Source organism: Gemmobacter nanjingensis (assembly GCF_014652195.1).
Taxonomy (GTDB): domain Bacteria; phylum Pseudomonadota; class Alphaproteobacteria; order Rhodobacterales; family Rhodobacteraceae; genus Gemmobacter; species Gemmobacter caeni.
Map to the genome: position 1 here is coordinate 197,098 of NZ_BMYI01000003.1, position 16,700 is coordinate 213,797.

Annotated in this window: 13 protein-coding genes; 2 read left to right on the forward strand and 11 right to left on the reverse strand. The window is 66.6% G+C overall.

Features of this window, described 5'->3' with window-relative positions; translation table 11 throughout:
* Positions 1 to 310 precede the first annotated feature (310 nt).
* Positions 311 to 715, forward strand: a complete 405-nt coding sequence (locus tag IE126_RS08710) for a group III truncated hemoglobin (protein WP_189380749.1) — start codon at positions 311 to 313, stop codon at positions 713 to 715.
* Here the strand turns inward: IE126_RS08710 and IE126_RS08715 are convergent.
* From IE126_RS08715 to IE126_RS08725, 3 genes are read right to left on the reverse strand one after another with little or no spacing between them, the layout of a single operon-like run.
* Positions 698 to 3,430: a DUF2339 domain-containing protein gene (locus IE126_RS08715; protein WP_189380728.1), complete on the reverse strand. Its 2,733-nt coding sequence runs from the start codon at positions 3,428 to 3,430 to the stop codon at positions 698 to 700. The two genes, IE126_RS08710 and IE126_RS08715, sit on opposite strands and share 18 nt — an antisense overlap.
* 55 nt (positions 3,431 to 3,485) lie before the next feature.
* Complete coding sequence (locus IE126_RS08720) at positions 3,486 to 4,517, reverse strand: YcjF family protein (RefSeq protein WP_229825352.1); 1,032 nt, start codon at positions 4,515 to 4,517, stop codon at positions 3,486 to 3,488.
* Positions 4,514 to 5,902, reverse strand: coding sequence for a YcjX family GTP-binding protein (locus IE126_RS08725; RefSeq protein ID WP_229825358.1), 1,389 nt, complete (start codon positions 5,900 to 5,902; stop codon positions 4,514 to 4,516). Before IE126_RS08725 ends, IE126_RS08720 begins: the two co-directional genes overlap by 4 nt.
* A gap of 154 nt (positions 5,903 to 6,056) precedes the next feature.
* Here IE126_RS08725 and truA point away from each other — a divergent pair, with 154 nt between their 5' ends.
* Positions 6,057 to 6,830, forward strand: a complete 774-nt coding sequence (truA, locus tag IE126_RS08730; RefSeq protein ID WP_189380729.1) for a tRNA pseudouridine(38-40) synthase TruA — start codon at positions 6,057 to 6,059, stop codon at positions 6,828 to 6,830.
* A 3-nt stretch (positions 6,831 to 6,833) separates the two neighbouring features.
* Here the strand turns inward: truA and IE126_RS08735 are convergent, their stop codons facing one another.
* From IE126_RS08735 to acs, 8 genes are all read right to left on the reverse strand, one after another.
* Entirely contained in the window at positions 6,834 to 8,903 is a 2,070-nt protein-coding gene (locus IE126_RS08735) for a 3'-5' exonuclease (protein WP_189380730.1), read from the reverse strand.
* Positions 8,904 to 8,906: 3 nt separating this feature from the next.
* Complete coding sequence (locus IE126_RS08740; protein ID WP_054301578.1) at positions 8,907 to 9,296, reverse strand: response regulator transcription factor; 390 nt, start codon at positions 9,294 to 9,296, stop codon at positions 8,907 to 8,909.
* A 1-nt stretch (position 9,297) separates the two neighbouring features.
* Positions 9,298 to 9,822, reverse strand: coding sequence for a hypothetical protein (locus IE126_RS08745; protein WP_189380731.1), 525 nt, complete (start codon positions 9,820 to 9,822; stop codon positions 9,298 to 9,300).
* A gap of 6 nt (positions 9,823 to 9,828) precedes the next feature.
* Entirely contained in the window at positions 9,829 to 11,658 is a 1,830-nt protein-coding gene (locus IE126_RS08750; RefSeq protein WP_189380732.1) for a DUF294 nucleotidyltransferase-like domain-containing protein, read from the reverse strand.
* Between the two features lie 127 nt (positions 11,659 to 11,785).
* A complete protein-coding gene (locus IE126_RS08755) occupies positions 11,786 to 13,672 on the reverse strand; it encodes a sodium:solute symporter family protein (RefSeq protein WP_054301581.1) in 1,887 nt (628 codons plus the stop codon).
* 16 nt (positions 13,673 to 13,688) lie between these two features.
* The gene (locus tag IE126_RS08760) at positions 13,689 to 13,946 is read right to left on the reverse strand and encodes a DUF4212 domain-containing protein (protein WP_054301582.1); all 258 of its coding nucleotides are present in this window, start codon (positions 13,944 to 13,946) and stop codon (positions 13,689 to 13,691) included.
* 62 nt (positions 13,947 to 14,008) lie between these two features.
* Positions 14,009 to 14,695: an adenylate kinase gene (locus IE126_RS08765; protein WP_189380733.1), complete on the reverse strand. Its 687-nt coding sequence runs from the start codon at positions 14,693 to 14,695 to the stop codon at positions 14,009 to 14,011.
* Between the two features lie 5 nt (positions 14,696 to 14,700).
* Complete coding sequence (gene acs, locus IE126_RS08770; RefSeq protein WP_108128413.1) at positions 14,701 to 16,668, reverse strand: acetate--CoA ligase; 1,968 nt, start codon at positions 16,666 to 16,668, stop codon at positions 14,701 to 14,703.
* Positions 16,669 to 16,700: the final 32 nt, after the last annotated feature.

Consider the following 16,700-nt stretch of genomic DNA (forward strand, 5'->3'; position numbering starts at 1 on the left):
GTGCATCCGGATTCACCCGCGCCGGGATGGCCTTGCTCCTTGACGGTCATCGGGACTCCTCCCTGTACCGCAACCGCAGACTGCGCCGGTAAAGGTTAAGAAACCCCTTACCCTTTTTGCTTCTTGCAAAAATACTCACCTCCCCGCCCGACGCCCTGTCCCGGCCAGATCAGGGCGCCCCGATGCCGCAGGCCATGGCAATGCCTTACGAGGGGGCTCGATGCCCCCGAGGAAGGCCCCCGTGTCAAAGCGCCACCTTGAGCCGCACCGGAAAACCCGCAACGATGGTGCAAGTTTTACAGGTGCCACTATGACCGCCTTCCCGCCCCGCTTCTTCGTCACGCCCGAACAGATCGACGCGCAGGTCGCGGCTTTCTACGCCGCCGTGCGGCAGCACCCGCAGCTTGGCCCGCTCTTTGCGCGGCACGTCACCGACTGGCCGGCGCATGAAGAAAAGATCAGCCGGTTCTGGCGCAACGCCATCCTGCGCGAGGGGGTCTATGACGGCTCACCCATGCTGGCCCACCGGCAGGCGGGCGATGTGACGCCGGATCATTTCCCGGTCTGGCTCGATCTTTTCGACACCACGCTGGCCCACACACTGCCCCCGGAGGCAGCGGCGGCATGGTCGGCCATGGCGCATCGCATCGGCCGCGCGCTGTCGATGGGCGTGACCGAGGCGCGACGGCCCGAAGGCTCAGTCCCGCGGTTCTGAGCCCTGTGCCATCGCTCCCCGCGCCCAACGGTTCAGCCAGGCCAGCCCCGCCAGTGACAGGCCCAGCCCCGCGAAGCTGAGAACCCGCGTCAGCCCACTGAGCCCGGAGGCATCCCACAGGAACACCTTCGCCACCGTCAGTGCGATGACGGCCATCGCCAGCCGCTGCAAGTGCAGCGACCGCCGCGCCAGCGCCTGCCACAAAAGCGCCGCGCCCAGTGCCAGCATGGCCAGCGTATAGCTGTAAAGCTCACCCTGCATCACATCCTGCGCGCCAATCCAGTCGCCCCACCAGAGCCGCCGGATCTCCAGCACCGCCCAGACCAACAAAAGCGCCGCCCCCGCGCCGCGCAGAATCAGGCGCCCCCGCGCGGGCAGCGCCACGAGGCGCGGCGCCAGAAGCAGCAGCGCCAGCCCGGGCAGGCCATAGGCCAGCGCCAGCGTATCCAGCAGCGGCACACCCAGAATGCGGCCGGCCGGATCTTCCGACCAGGCGAACAGCGGGTTCGCCGGCCCGAGCGCCATCGCCAGACCGCCCAGCGCGATCAGCGCCGCGATGCTGGCGAGACCCAGCCGAAGCCAGCGGGTCAGCCCGCCCGAGGCGCCTGCACGCCAAAGCTGTGTACCCGCCAGCACAGCCCAGGGGATTGCGTTCAGGATCAGACCCCAATGGCTCATCGTCCAGTCGATGCCCGTGGTCGGGTCATCCGGGATCATGGCGCGGGTCAGCACCAGATTGACCAGCAGGACCGGCGCCGCCAGCCCGAGGCTTTCCAGCACGGCCTTGGGCATGGCCCGCCCCGTCGGCAGCAGGCGCAGCCCGGCTAGACAGGCCGCAGCAACCCCCAGATAGGCCAGCGCCACCTGTGGCAGCGGTGCCTGCATACCCCAGTCCAGTCCGGGGTCCACCACCAGCCGCCATGACAGAACCGCCGCGCCAACCTGCACGAACCAGCCCATTTCCGGCAGGGTGAACCGGCGATCCAGCGCCACGGCCACCAGCAGCAGCACAGCCAGAGCCAGCGTCAGCGCCGCAGCGGTGGTCAGGAGGAACAGCGCCAGCGCGATCAGCGACAGCGCGGACAGCACGGCCCAGGCGCTGCGCCGTCCCGGCTGCCCATCAGCCTTCGCGAACACCGCTGCAAGCAGGGTCATGCCCGCGGCCAAAGCCATGGCATGTGCCGCCCAGAGGCCCGTGCCCAGTACGGCAGAGGGCGCCCAGAAGAATTCCAGCAGCAGAATCGCAACCGGGGCGGCCAGCGTCGCAATCAGCGCGGGCAACAGCCCGCCGCCGCGCAGGCTGCGCAGCGCTGCGGCCAGCGTGATGGCCCCCGCCGCCACGACCAGCAGGCTGACCGTCCAGGGCGCAGAGCTTTCCGGCGGACGCTGGTCAATGGCCAGCGATTGCCACGCATAGATCTGCCCCGTCGCCAGCACCAGTTTCGCCAGAAATCCGGCGGCGGGCAGCAGCGGCAAATCCTCCAGCCCCGGCGCGCGCCCGGCCCAGATCAGCAAAAGCACCGCCAGCCCGGCCAGCAGGAAGAAGGGCAGCAGCCCCTCTGCCCCCCAGCCGGAGACCAGAAGCACGAGGAACAGGGTCGAGGCCACCAGATTGCCCAGCGCCAGCCGCACCGGGAAGGTGGGCCAGACCTTCAGCCGCTTCACCAGAATGCGCAGGGTCGAAGGTCCCTCATGCCCCGGGATCAGCGCGCGTTCGGGGATGATGATGCTCAGCACCACCAGCGCTACAAGGCTCCAGCCCCAGGCCGCCAGCCCGGCGCCGCCCATAGCCATCAGCCACAGGCCGACCTGAGCCAGCACCAGCGCCAGAACCGAGATCCAGGCCCAGCGACGCCAGGCGTCGATGGCAAGCCCGGTTGCGGCGACCAGCAGGTAATGCGCGTAAAGGATCGGGGTGGGTGCGGCGCCGCCGTCCACCAGAAAGGGAGCTGCCGCCGCACCGATCAGGCCGATCGCCGCCAGGAAGGGACCGTGGCGCCACCCCAGCCAGATCGCAAGCGCCGAGGTCAGGAACAGGCCTGCGAAGGTCGGGCCGGGGCCGTAAAGCCCGTACATCAGCCGCCCCGCCGTCACACCCGCGAACATCGCAACGATCCCCGCCCCGCTGAAGACGGAGGGAAGATAGGCGGTCGCCGCGCCGGTATCATCGCCCCAGCGCCGGCGCACCCATTCTCCGGCCACGATCAGCCCGGCACCGAACAGCACCGCCAGCACCACCCGCACCGGCGGCGGCAACAGGCCCTTCTCGACCCCGTATTGCACGAAGAAAACACCGGCCAGGGCCAGCGACAGCGCCGAGACGGCATAGACCCAGTTCTCGCGCAGCCAGCCCGCAAGCGCGGCAAAACGGTCGGCGCGCAGCACGAGCGGGCGGTCCTGCCCGGCCTCCTGCGGGGCGGGCGGCGCATCGGCGGCGGACAGCGGCGCAGAAGGCGTGCCCAGGGCGCGCTCCCAAGGGGTGACGGCCGCAATCCGGTCCTCGGAAACCGGATCGGGCACAGGGGCGGGGGGAGGTTCCGGCGTCAGGCTTTCGACCACCGGCGGCGCGGCCTCTCTGGCCGCCTCCAGCAGGGCCAGTCGCGCTTCGGCACTTTGCAACCTGCGGCGCAAACCGGATTGGGAGATGAACAGGACGATCACCCCCACCGGCAAGGCCAGAGCTACAAGAACCACCAAGGCGATGATCGCATCCATAAGGCACCCCTCACATCCTCCGGGCGATCTTAACCCGGTGAGGCACAAACGGAAATCAGGATTCCGCCTGGCCCGTTGCGGCCCGCGCGGCGGGGCTGCGGTCAAACACCCCGGCCAGCGCGCGGCCCATGAGATTGGTGACCTGCGGGCGGCGCAGGGCATGGAAGGGCAAGGGGCGGCACAATTCCATCGCGGCCACACCAATCCGCGCGGTCAGCGCGCCATTCACCACCCCCTCGCCAAAGCGGCGCGAGATTTTCGACAGTACGCCGCCCCCGGCAACCGAGCCGATCAGATCGTCCGTCAGCGCCACGGCGCCGGTCGCCACCAGATAGGTGAAGACGCGCCGCAGCAGGCCGAAGCTGGCGAAGCGACCCGAGCGGCCACCGTAAAGCTGCGCGATGCGGCGGATCATGCGCAGGTTGGCAAACAGCGCCGTTGCCACATCCGCAAGCGCCATCGGCACCAGCGCGGTGATGGTGGCGACCTGCCGCGCTGCGGTCTCGATCTCGCGCCGGGCGGCAAGGTCCAGCGGCGCCAGAAGTTCCTGCTCCGTCAGGTCAATCAGCGCATCGGCATCCAGCACATCGCTCTGCCGGTCACGCAGCCGTTGCAGTGCCGGTCCGGCCTCGGGGCGGTGACGATAGAGCGAGGCGACCTCGGCGCAGGCGATGCGCGCGGCATGCAGATCGGCCTTCTGGCGCGCGGCAATCGCCCGCGCGCGCAGCTTGTCCAGCAGGGACAGCCGAAGATAGGCGATCCATTCGCGGGCGGCGAAAACCAGCGCCAGCCCGGTGGCAACCCCCGTCAGCACCAGCGCCACCCATCCCAGCCATGGGGAGCTGGCCATCAGGCTGGCGACAAAATCATAGGCGGCAACCGAAAGCGCAAAGCTGAACAGTGCACCCAGCGCCCAGATCAGTGCGCGCGCCAGCGTCAGGCCCTGCTGTCGCGCAGGCAGCAGCACCAGATCGGCGGAGACACCAGCCTCGGGCACCGGCGGAGCCAGGCCCGGATCGGCGGGCGCGGCTTCGTCCAGTTCGATCAGCAGCGGGCGGCGCGGCGGGGGACTATCGTCATCACTCACAGCCGGTCTCCGATCAGGAATTCGGCGGCGCGGTCCAGCCGGATATGCGGCGGCCCCTCGCCGGGTTTCAGACTGCTGCGCGCGGGCGCAAAGCTCATCAGCGCGAAATCGGCATCCAGCCAGCGTTCCGCCCCCTGCCGGGCGGGCGAGAGCAGACGCGCGGGATCGGTGGGCAATTCACCCGGATACATCGCCGCCTGCCTGCCCGTGCCCATCAGCCGCCCGCGCACCACATCCAGCATCTGCCCGTCACGCTCCACCTTATCCTCGACCGTGGCGCGAAAGCCTGCCAGCGACATGGCGCTGACCTCGGCCCCCGAAAAAGCCGCCCGGTCGCGCGCCTCACGCACCAGCGCCTCGGTAATGGCGGTCAGTTGCGGGTGCTGGCCGTGGTGCAGATGATCGGCCTTGGTCGCGGCGAAAAGGATCTTCTCGACCCGCCGCCCGCGGAACAGCCGCGACAGCAGGCTGTTCCGCCCCGGACGGAACGCCGTCAGGATATCGGCCATGGTGCGGCGCAGATCCTCCAGCGCCTGTGGTCCGGCATGCACCGCGCCCAGCACATCGACCAGCACCACCTGCCGGTCGATCCGGGCAAAATGGTCGTAGAAGAAGGGTTGCACCACCTTGGCACGATAGGCGTCATAGCGCCGCTCCATCTCGTGCCAGAGGCTCTGCCGTCCGGCGCTGGCCGGCTCTGGCAGCGGCGCGAAGGTCAGGACCGGGCTGCCCGCAAGCTCCCCCGGCAGCAGGAACCGCCCCGGCGTGCAATCGGACCAGCCTGCCGCCCGCGCAGCATGCAGATAAGCGGTGAATTCGGCTGCAAGCGCCTGCGCCCGCGCCTCGTCATGTTTCAGTGACCCGTCCTCGGCCCGCGCGGTTGCCAGAAACCCCGCACCCTGCGGCCGCCGCGCCATGCGTGACAGCGTATCCTCAGCCCATTGCGCATAGGTCTTGTCCAGCAGGCCCAGATCCAGCAGCCATTCACCGGGGTAATCCACGATATCCAGATGCACGTTCCTTGTGCCGCGCACCCCCGACAGGAACCCCGTTGGACGCACCCGGAACGACAGCCGAAGTTCCGAAATCGCCCGCGTGCTTTCCGGCCATTCCGGCGCATCGCCGGTCATCTGCGCCAGATGCCCTTCGATATCGAAGCGCGGGATAGTGTCGTCGGGCTGGGGTTGCAGCCAGACCGCCTCAATCCGGCCCTCGGCCTCTGCCCGCAATTGCGGCATGCGCCCGCGATCCAGCAGATTGGCCACCAGCCCCGTGATGAACACGGTCTTGCCCGCCCGCGACAGGCCGGTCACGCCCAGCCGGATCACGGTATCTGCCGCCGAGCCGAAGGAACGCGCCACCACTTCCACCGAGCCGGTCACCAGATCGCTTATGTCGATTGCCAAACCTGCCCTCCGGAACCCGCGACCTTGCCTCTTCTGCTGAACATATGCCCTGCATGCAGGCAGGTGAAGGGGTGGGGCCTGACGACCCCGCGTCCGGCTGGACAGCAACAGGGCACTGCGCTAACCCGGCGACATGCCCAGATATGCCCTGAAAATCGAATATGACGGCACGCCCTTCGCGGGTTGGCAGCGCCAGTCGCAGGGACAGGTGTCCGTTCAGGGTGCGGTGGAGGCCGCGCTGGCAAAGCTGGAGCCGGGGCAGCACACCATCGCCGCCGCCGGGCGCACCGATGCAGGGGTGCATGCGACCGGCCAGGTGGCGACCTGTGATCTGGCGCGCGACTGGGATGCTTTCCGCCTGTCCGAGGCGCTGAACTTCCATCTGAAGCCGGCGCCGGTGTCGATCCTGCGGGCGGTGCGGGTGGCCGATGACTTTCACGCCCGGTTCTCGGCGGTGGAGCGGCGCTATACCTTCCGGCTCGTGCAGCGCCGCGCGCCGGTGACGCATGATCGTGGCCGGGTCTGGCAGGTGCTGAACCCGCTGGATGCCGATGCGATGCGCGAAGGGGCCGCCTTCCTGACCGGCCTGCATGATTTCACCACCTTCCGGTCGTCGATGTGTCAGGCGGCCTCGCCTGTCAAGACGCTGGACGAGATCAGGCTGGAGACGCTGGATTACCCCGGCGGTCAGGAAATCCGCTTTCATCTGCGTGCCCGCAGCTTCCTGCACAACCAGGTGCGTTCGATCGTCGGCACGCTGGAGCGGGTGGGCGCCGGATCCTGGGCGCCCGGGGCCGTCAAACAGGCGCTGGAGGCACGCGACCGCGCCGCCTGCGGCCCGGTCTGCCCGCCGCAGGGGCTGTATCTGACCGGCGTGGGCTACCCCGACGATCCTTTCGCGGCCTGAGCCCTAGTTCAGATCCTTCAGCAACCGGCCATGGCGGCGCACCTCGGCCACCACGGCGCCGAACGTGTCCAGCCCCCGCCCCTTCAGTATCGGCAAAAGCTTCAGGAAGGCATCCGCCGTGGCGACGGTATCACCCAGCGCGGTATGGCGCGCCTCTTCGGGGATGGTGATGCCAAGCCGATGGGTCAGCGCATCGAGGCTATGCACCTCATGCTGGCCATAGATCACCGCCGACAGCAGCACGGTATCGAGCACCGGATGATCGAAGCGGGCACCGATAGCCGCCTCCTGCCGGCGCAGGAATTCCATGTCGAAGGGCGCGTTATGGGCAATCAGCACCGCACCTTCGGCGAATTTGTGGAAGGCACGGCCAACCTCTGCGATGCCCGGCGCATCGGCCACCATGGCGTCGGTGATGCCGTGAACGGTGGTCGAGCCGGGCGGGATCGGGCGGCCCGGGTTGACCAGCGTGTCGAACACCTCGCCCGCCACCCGCTTGCCGTTGACGATGCGGACGGCCGCGATCTGCACGATCTGGTCACCCTGCGCGGGCAGAAGGCCGGTGGTTTCGGTGTCGAACACCACGAAGGTCAGGTCTTCCAGCCGCGTATCGGCCACCGGCGCGTTGCGCGCCTTCGACATCAGGTCGAAATCATAAACCACCGCGCGTGGCACCGGGGTCGGGCGCGGACCAGCGCGGCGCGCAGCGCGCAGCGGCAGCACAAGGCTCTGGTGTCCATTGGTGCCCTCGGGCCAGAGGTCGGTGGCATGGGCGGCCAGCACACTGCGGCCGGTGATATCGGGCAGATCCTCGCCCAAAGGCTCGGCCAGCCACCCATCCAGCGTGGCCAGTGACAGGGCCGCACCCTGCCAGCCCAGCACCACACGGGCATCGGCCCCGGCCTCGTCCAGCCGCAGGTGAAAAGGCGCCGGATGCCCGGACGCCGCAAGCCGCTGCCCCAGATGGCCGATCAGCGCAATCAGTTCGAACCCGTTGCACCGCATGAGAAGCGGCGCGGCCTCTGCCGTCTCCACCGTCAGGCCCAGCCCCTCCAGCCGGGCGCGCATCCCGTCCAGCAGGTCAAGCGCGCGGGCGGGGGCCAGCGGCAGCCCCTCGGCGCGATCCTCGTCATGGTGGCGGCTCAGGTCATTCACCGCCGCCGACAGCCCCGTCACCTCCTGCCGCATCGCGGTTTCCATGCGGGCAGGCACCGGCTCACCCTCGGGCAGCACGCCGAACAGCGTCATCAGATTGGCGGTCGGTCTGCGGATACGATCCAGCGCGACCGACAGCGCCGCATCGCGCCGCGCGCGGGTCGTCAGATCGGCGGTCACGTCGCGCAGCGTCAGCACATAGCCCGGCGGACCGCCCGCACCCTCGATCAGACGCATCCGCGCGGCCAGCACCTGCCCGCCGCTGCGCGTGGAACAGAGGATATCCGAGGCCGCATCGGCATCCCCCGCCTCGATCAGACGGCGATGGGCATGGCGCACCGGCCCCTCGCGCAGATAGTCGAACAGGTAACGATCCAGCCCCGGTGCGGTATCACCGCCCAGAAGCCCGGCGGCGGGCGTGTTGTAGAAGGCGATCTGATGTTCCCCCGAACACAGCAGCACCCCCACCGGCACGTCGGACAACAGCGCCTCCAGCCGCGATTTTTCATCCGCCAGCCGCGTCGTTTCACGCGCGACGGCTTCGGCCAGCGCGTTCCGCGTCTCGGCCAGCGAGGCGGCGGCGGCCGTGGCAGCGGGCGCCAGATCACCCAGATAGCGGGCAATGGCGGTATCCATCTCGCCGCTGACATCGGAATGGGCGCGGGCGCGCAGCGCGCCGGCGAGGATGTCTATGGGCTTGGCCACGTTCACGTCAAACAGATACCAGACCCAGGTGACCAGCCCGAGGATCACCAGCCCGGCAATCACCCCCACCTGCACGAAGGCCGACAGGGTTTCGGGGCTGCCCAGCCGCTGAAAGCCGAACACCAGCCCTGCCGCCAGCGCGACCAGCGCGCCAAAGGCAAGGGCCGCGAAGATCAGGAAGATACGCAGACGCAGGCTCAGTCTGTGCAGCATCGCTCAACCCTCGCCTTGCAGAAGGCGACGGACCTCCTGTCGCAACTCCTTCAGCTCAAAGGGTTTCGAGATGAACCCGTCGGCGCCCAGCGCGATGCCCTTCTGGCGCTCGATGGCCGAACCGCGCGCGGTCATCATCAGGATTTTCACATCCGCCAGCGCGGGGTCAAGCCGAACCGACTGGCAGATCTCGTATCCCGAAACCTCGGGCAGCATGACATCCAGCAGCACCAGATCGGGATGCGTCTCACGGATGCGCGGCATCGCCTCGGCGCCGCTGGCGACGCGATCATGGGCATAGCCCTCGCGCGTCATCAGGAAATCCAGCGCGATGGCGATGTTATCCTCGTCCTCGACGACAAGGATGCGGTGTTTCCTCCCGTCCTCGGCCATATCATCCCTCCCGGCAGGCCGCCCTCGTTACAGGATCATCGGGGGCGGAGGTCTGCCAATCGGCGCCCGAAAGTGCGCCGTCGGCTCCGATCTCCATCCCCTCGGTGATCCGCACGCGCCGCCCGGCGGCGCAGTCCACCGCCAGAAACCCGTCCTCCACGGGCCGCCAGCGGGCAAATTGATAGATATGCACCAGCCGCAGCGCCGGATTGGCCGGATGCGGGGCGATGGTGCGGGTGTCGATGGCGGTAAACTCGGTCGTCATCGGCACAAGGTAGGTCCAGGGGCGCATCATCTGCTTGCCCGAACCATGTTCGACCACCACCACCCCTTCGGGCAGGTTGGCCACCTGATTGCCATACCAACCGTATTCCAGCGCGATCGTGGTGCCGATCAGCCCCAGCCCCGTTGCCAGCGGCACCGCGATCTTGGGAATGCGGTGCGGCATCAGCTTGCGCAGGCCCCAGACGATGCCCGCACAGGTCGCAGCGGCGATGATGGCGGCGAGGAATTCGAAGAGCTGCATCTGGCCTCAGCTTCTTGCGCCACGGGCGGACCCGATGGCGGATTGCATTGTGCGCACCACGACGAAAGCGTCGCGCAGGTGGCTGCGCTCGAAATCCGACAGGTCGTAGGGGGCGAGGAAATTGTCGGGCTTGCGGCCCGAACGGATGAGCCGGGCCTGATTTTCAAGCCGGGTCTGGGCGATCAGGTCATAAGCCTCGATCAGGTCGCGCGCGCCGGAGACGGAAATCACCCCGGCATGTTCCGCCGCGTCCAGCCGGGCGCGGGTATTGGCGGGCTCCAGCTTGCCGATCAGCGCATAGACCCTGCCAAGGTCCGTCACCGGCACCACGCCGTTGTGTTTCATGTCGATGTGGTTCTTGTGCTCGCCCGAGCGGATGGTGGCGAAGCCACGCAACAGGCCAAGAGGCGGCGTGTGTTTCAGGCTGTTCGAAATCATATGCGCCACGAAGATCGAATTCTGCGCCGCCCGTTCCAGCGTCTCGGCCTGCAAGTCACGGTAAAGCGATGCCTGCCCGCCGATGGGGCGCAGGTCGAACATGACGCTGGCCAGCATCTGCGCCATCGGATCTGGTGTGGCGATCCAGCCGTCGAAATAGCCGCGCCATGTGGATTGCCGTGCGCACCAGCGCGGGTTGGTCGCCATCATGTCGCCGGGACAATAGACATAGCCACAGGCATCCAGCCCGTCGCAGACAAACCGCGCCAGCCGGGCGAAATAACCCATATCCGCATCGGTGGCGCTGTCCGCGATGATCAGGCAATTATCCTGATCCGAAACTCCGGTCTGTTCCTGCCGCCCCTGGCTGCCACAGGCGGCCCAGACATAGGGCACAGGCGCGGTGCCAAGCTCGGCCTCGGCCAGCGCCAGCAGGCGGCGCGTCACCGTATCGGCTATGTCGGTGATCAGACGGGTCACCACCTCATGCGCATTATTGCCGCCGACCAGCTGGACCAGCAGCTTGGGAATGCGCGCGGTGACCGCCGCCATTTCCGCAACCATATCAGCCGCAGCGACATCGCGCACCAATTGCGCTGAGCTGACGGCCTGAAACCGGGTCAGGTCGGTCTGGGTGATCATGCCGACCAGCCTGCCGTCCTCGACCACTGGCAGATGGCCGATGCCGCGCTCCAGCATGACATGCAGGATGTCCGAGCCCAGATCGTCAGGCTTCAGGCTGACCGGATCGGCTGTCATCACCTGCACGACCGGCGTCGCGGGGTCGATCCCGCCCGCCAGCACCTTGTTGGTCATGTCCCGCGTGGTGACGATGCCCAGAAACCGCCCGTTCTCGACAATACCCAGCGACGAGACATGCGCGTCGCGCATCTTTTCGGCGGCAAGGCGGATGCTGTCGGCGGGTGCCACCGTGATCGGCTTGCGCGCCATCAGGTCGCCCACCTTCTGCACCGTCAGATCGGCACGCCGCGCCTCGGCGGCGGACCGGCCGCGATGGAAGAAACGGTCGAAGGCGGGAAAATTGGCGATCAGGCGGCGGAACTCGGCGGTGGGCAGCAGCAGCAGCACCGAATCCTCGATGACCCGTGCCGTGGTGACGGCCAGACCGTCACGCATCAGCCCGCGTTCGCCAAAGCTGTTGCGCGGACCCAGCAGCGAGACCTGCATCCCCGAGGCATCCAGCACCTCGACCGCACCGCGTTTCACCAGATACAGACCCTTCAGCGGCTCGCCCGCCTGATAGATCTCCTCCCCGGCCGAAAACTCCCTGCGGCTGAAGGAAACGGCGACACGCGCCATCTCGTCCCGCGGCAGGCTGTCATAGGGATGGACGGTTTCGAGAAAGGCCAGAACGGCCTCGTCGGGGGAATGCGGCATGACCGTCGTCCTTTCGGGGGTGGCACGCCCCCTGTCGGGGACGTGCCGGTTGGCGTTCGGTCAGAGCCTGCGGGCCTGAGCACCCGGCGCGCAATGCGCCAGATCAAGCCCGCAGAACCTTGCCTGCTCAGTGCGACTGGGCCACACCGGCGCCTTTCGGAATGCGGATCGATTCCACCAGATCCTGCACATGGGCGGGCGGGGCCGCCGTTGCTTTCGACACCGCGAAGGCCACGATGAAGTTGATCAGGGCACCCACCGCACCGAAGGAGGTCGATTTGATCGACAGGATCATCGGCGCGCTGTCCGAATAGGACGCGGTATCGGCGACGAAGAACCAGCCTTTGTGCAGGAAGATGTAGACCACAGTCACGATCAGACCCACCAGCATACCCGCGATGGCCCCTTGCGCGTTGATGCGCTTGGAGAAAATACCCATCATCAGCGCCGGGAAGATCGTTGCGGCGGCCACACCGAAGGCCAGCGCCACGGTCTGCGCCGCAAAGCCGGGCGGGTTCAGGCCCAGCCAGGTCGCCACAGCGATCGCGACAGCCATCGAGATACGGGCTGCCAGAAGCTCGCCCTTTTCCGAAATGCCGGGGTTGAGCTGGCCCTTGATCAGGTCATGCGACACGGCCGAGGAAATGGCCATCAGCAGACCCGCAGCGGTCGACAGCGCGGCAGCCAGACCACCGGCAGCAACCAGCGCGATGACCCAGCCCGGCAGGTTGGCGATTTCCGGGTTGGCGAGCACCATGATGTCGTTGTTCACGGTCAGCTCGTTGCCCTTCCAGTCGGCAGCTTGCGGGTTCTTCTCGGCCATCTTGGCAGCGGTTTCGGCAACCTTGGCGTCGAAGGCGGCCTGCGCCTCGGCGATTGCGGCCTCGTTCCCGGCTTTCTTCGCATCGGCCAGTTTGGTGGCCAGCGCGGTGGCGCCGTCATTGTAGTACTGGATCAGCCCGTCGCCGTTCAGGTCGGTGACCTTCAGCAGCCCGGTGGTGGCCCAGTTCTTCACCCACTTCAGCTCTTCCTTGGTTTCGACATCGGCCATCGAGACCGGGGCCGAGGTCAGGCCGTTCGGGTAGAAGGTGTTGATCAGGTTCAGACGCGCCATGGCCGCAACCGCCGGGGCGGTGAGATACAGCAGCGCGATGAACACCAGCGCCCAGCCCGCCGACGACCGCGCGTCCGAAACCTTCGGCACGGTGAAGAAGCGGACGATGACGTGCGGAAGGCCCGCGGTACCGATCATCAGCGACATGGTGAACAGGAACATGTTCAGCGTGGTGTCGGACTGTTCGGTATAGGACTTGAAGCCCAGGTCGGTCACGATCTGGTCCAGGGTTTGCAGCAGCGGCTGGCCGGTGTGAACCTCGTTCGAGAACAGGCCCAGCGCCGGGATCGGGTTGCCGGTCAGTTGCAGCGAGATGAAGATCGCCGGAATGGTATAGGCGATGATCAGCACGATGTACTGCGCAACCTGCGTGTAGGTGATGCCCTTCATGCCGCCAAGCACGGCATAGGCGAACACCACGGCGGCGCCGATGTAGAGGCCGGTCGCGTTGGACACTTCGAGGAAGCGCGAGAAGGCAACACCCACACCCGACATCTGCCCGATCACATAGGTGATCGAGATGATGAGAAGGCAAAGCACGCCGATGAACCGCGCGGAGCCCGAATAGAAACGGTCACCGATGAATTCCGGCACGGTGAACTTGCCGAACTTGCGCAGGTAGGGCGCGAGCAGCATCGCAAGCAGCACATAGCCGCCGGTCCAGCCCATCAGATAGGCCGAAGTATCGTAGCCACCGAAGGCGATGATCCCGGCCATCGAGATGAACGAGGCCGCCGACATCCAGTCAGCGCCGGTTGCCATGCCGTTGGCGATCGGGTGAACGCCGCCGCCCGCTGCATAGAATTCGGCGGTCGAGCCGGCACGGGCCCAGATCGCGATCCCGAAGTAGAGCACGAAGGTCGCGCCCACCACCAGGAGGTTGAGGGTAAACTGATCCATGTTTCCCGGTGCTCCCTTATTCTTCCACGCCGTATTGGCGGTCGAGTTTGTTCATCCGCGCGGCATAGGCGAAGATGAGAACCAGAAAGACGAGGATCGATCCTTGCTGGGCAAACCAGAAGCCCAGATCGGTGCCGCCGATCTTGATGCCCGCGAGCATCGGACGCAGAAGGATGCCGAAGCCGAACGAGCAGACGAACCAGACGACCAGATAGATCATGATCGTGCGGATGTTCGCGGCCCAGTAGGCATTCGACGAGGACTTGTCCGCCATGAGTGCTACTCCCTGAGTGTTTATCCGTCCCGCCCCCCTTCCCCGAGGGATGCGGGCCTCCCTTATGCCGAAACGCGCGTCACGATGGCCGAAAGCGTTCCGCGGATCTGGTCGATGGCACCCATCGCGTCGATCCGTTCCAGAACCCCCCGGTCATCGTAATAGGCGATCAGCGGCGCCGTCTGGGCATGATAGGCGGACAGCCTCTCGCGCACCGTCTCGGCATTGTCGTCGGCCCGGCGCTTGAACGCCGTGCCGCCGCATTTGTCGCAAGTGCCCGCAACGGCGGGCTGCTTGAATTCGTCGTGATACCCCTCGCCGCAGCCGGCGCAGGTGTAGCGGCCGGAGACCCGGCCCACCATCGCTTCGTCATCGACATCAAGGCTGATGGCGGCAGTAACCTTCTGGCCGGTTGCGCCCAGCAGATCGTCCAGCGCGGCGGCCTGCCCCGCAGTGCGGGGAAAGCCGTCAAGGATGATGCCGCGCGCCACATCGGGCTGCGCCATGCGGTCCTTCAGGATCGCCAGCACGATCTCGTCAGACACGAGCTGTCCCGCCTCCATCACCGCCTTGGCACGCTTGCCCGCCTCGGTGCCCGCCGCAACGGCGGCGCGCAGAAGATCACCGGTCGAAAGCTGCACCAGCCCGAAATCCTCTTCCAGCATGCGGGCCTGCGTGCCCTTCCCGGCCCCCGGAGGGCCAAGAAGGATCAGGACGGCGGGGCGCGTCAGGGTCGTGGCGTCGGTCATGCGTATCAGCCCTTGTTGCCGCGGTTGGCGATCAGATCGTCAACGACCGACGGATCGGCCAGCGTCGAGGTATCGCCCAGCGCGCCGAAGTCGTTTTCGGCGATCTTGCGCAGGATGCGGCGCATGATCTTGCCCGAGCGGGTTTTCGGCAGGCCCGGCGCCCACTGGATGATATCGGGCGAGGCGATGGGGCCGATCTCGGTGCGGACCCATTTCACCAGATCCTTGCGCAGATCCTCGGACGGTTCGATTCCGTTCATCAGGGTGACATAGGCGTAGATGCCCTGCCCCTTGATGTCATGCGGGAAGCCGACCACGGCGGCCTCGGCCACGGCGGCATGGGCCACCAGCGCGCTTTCCACTTCTGCGGTGCCCATCCGATGACCGGAGACGTTGATCACGTCATCCACCCGGCCGGTGATCCAGATATAGCCGTCCTTGTCGCGGCGGCAGCCGTCGCCCGTGAAGTAATAGCCGCGATACTGGGCGAAATAGGCTTCCTGGAAGCGGTCATGGTCGCCCCAGAGCGTGCGCATCTGTCCCGGCCAGCTGTCCGAGATGCACAGGACGCCCTCGGTTTCCACCTCGTCCTGACGTTTGGCGGTTGCGGCATCCAGAACCACCGGCTTCACCCCGAAGAAGGGCAGCGTCGCCGAACCCGGCTTGGTCGCGGTGGCATAGGGCAGCGGGGTGATCATGTGACCGCCGGTTTCCGTCTGCCAGAAGGTGTCGACGATGGGGCATTTTCCCTTGCCGACATGGGCGTCATACCAGGCCCAGGCCTCGGGGTTGATCGGCTCGCCCACCGATCCAAGAATACGCAGCTTCGACAGGTCATACTTCTCAACCCATTCCGCGCCCATGCCCATCAGCGACCGGATGGCGGTCGGCGCGGTGTAGAACTGCGTCACCGCATGCTTTTCGCAGACTTCCCAGAACCGTCCGGCATCGGGGAAGGTCGGCACGCCCTCGAACATCACGGTCGTCGCGCCATTGGCCAGCGGGCCATAGACGATGTAGCTGTGCCCGGTGACCCAGCCCACATCGGCCGTACACCAGAACACGTCACCTTCCTGATAGTCGAAAGTGTATTGATGCGTCATCGAAGCATAGACGAGATAGCCACCCGTCGTATGCACCACGCCCTTCGGCTTCCCGGTCGAGCCGGAGGTGTAAAGGATGAACAGCGGATCTTCCGCCCCCATCGGCCGCGGCGGGCATTCCGGGCTCACCATATCCATCATCAGCTTGACGTCGACATCGCGGCCCTGAATCCAGGTGATCTGGTCGCCGGTATGCTTGACCACCAGGCAGCGCACCTTGTCAGAACAGTGCAGCAGTGCCGCATCGGTATTGGATTTCAGCGGCGTGCGCTTGCCGCCGCGCGGCGCGGTATCGGCGGTGATCACCAGCTTGGCGCCGCAATCGTTGATGCGGTTCGCAAGTGCATCGGGCGAGAACCCGGCAAAGACGATGGAGTGGATGGCCCCGATCCGGGCGCAGGCCAGCATGGCATAGGCGGCCTCGGGGATCATCGGCAGATAGATCACCACACGGTCACCGCGCATCACGCCCTGCGACAGCAGGACGTTGGCCATACGGTTCACCTTTTCGGACAGTTCCTTGTAGGTGATGTGCAGCGCCGGGGTTTTCGGATCATCGGGCTCCCAGATGATCGCGGTTTGCAGCGCACGGTCTTTCAGGTGACGGTCGATGCAGTTGACCGAGGCGTTCAGCACGCCGTCCTCGAACCACTTGATATTGACCTTGCCAAAGGTGAAATCGGTATTCTTCACCTTGGTATAGGGCTTGATCCAGTCGAGCCGCTGCCCCTCGCGCCCCCAGAACGCATCCGGGTCATCAATGGATTCGGCATACATCGCCCGATACCTGGCAGTGTCGGCGTGCGCCTTGTCAAAATCCGTGGGCACCTCGCGCACGATTTGCGCGATATCGGCGGGCTGCTGGGTCATGGGCTCTCCCCCTCTTGCATAAAGCCGGTCAC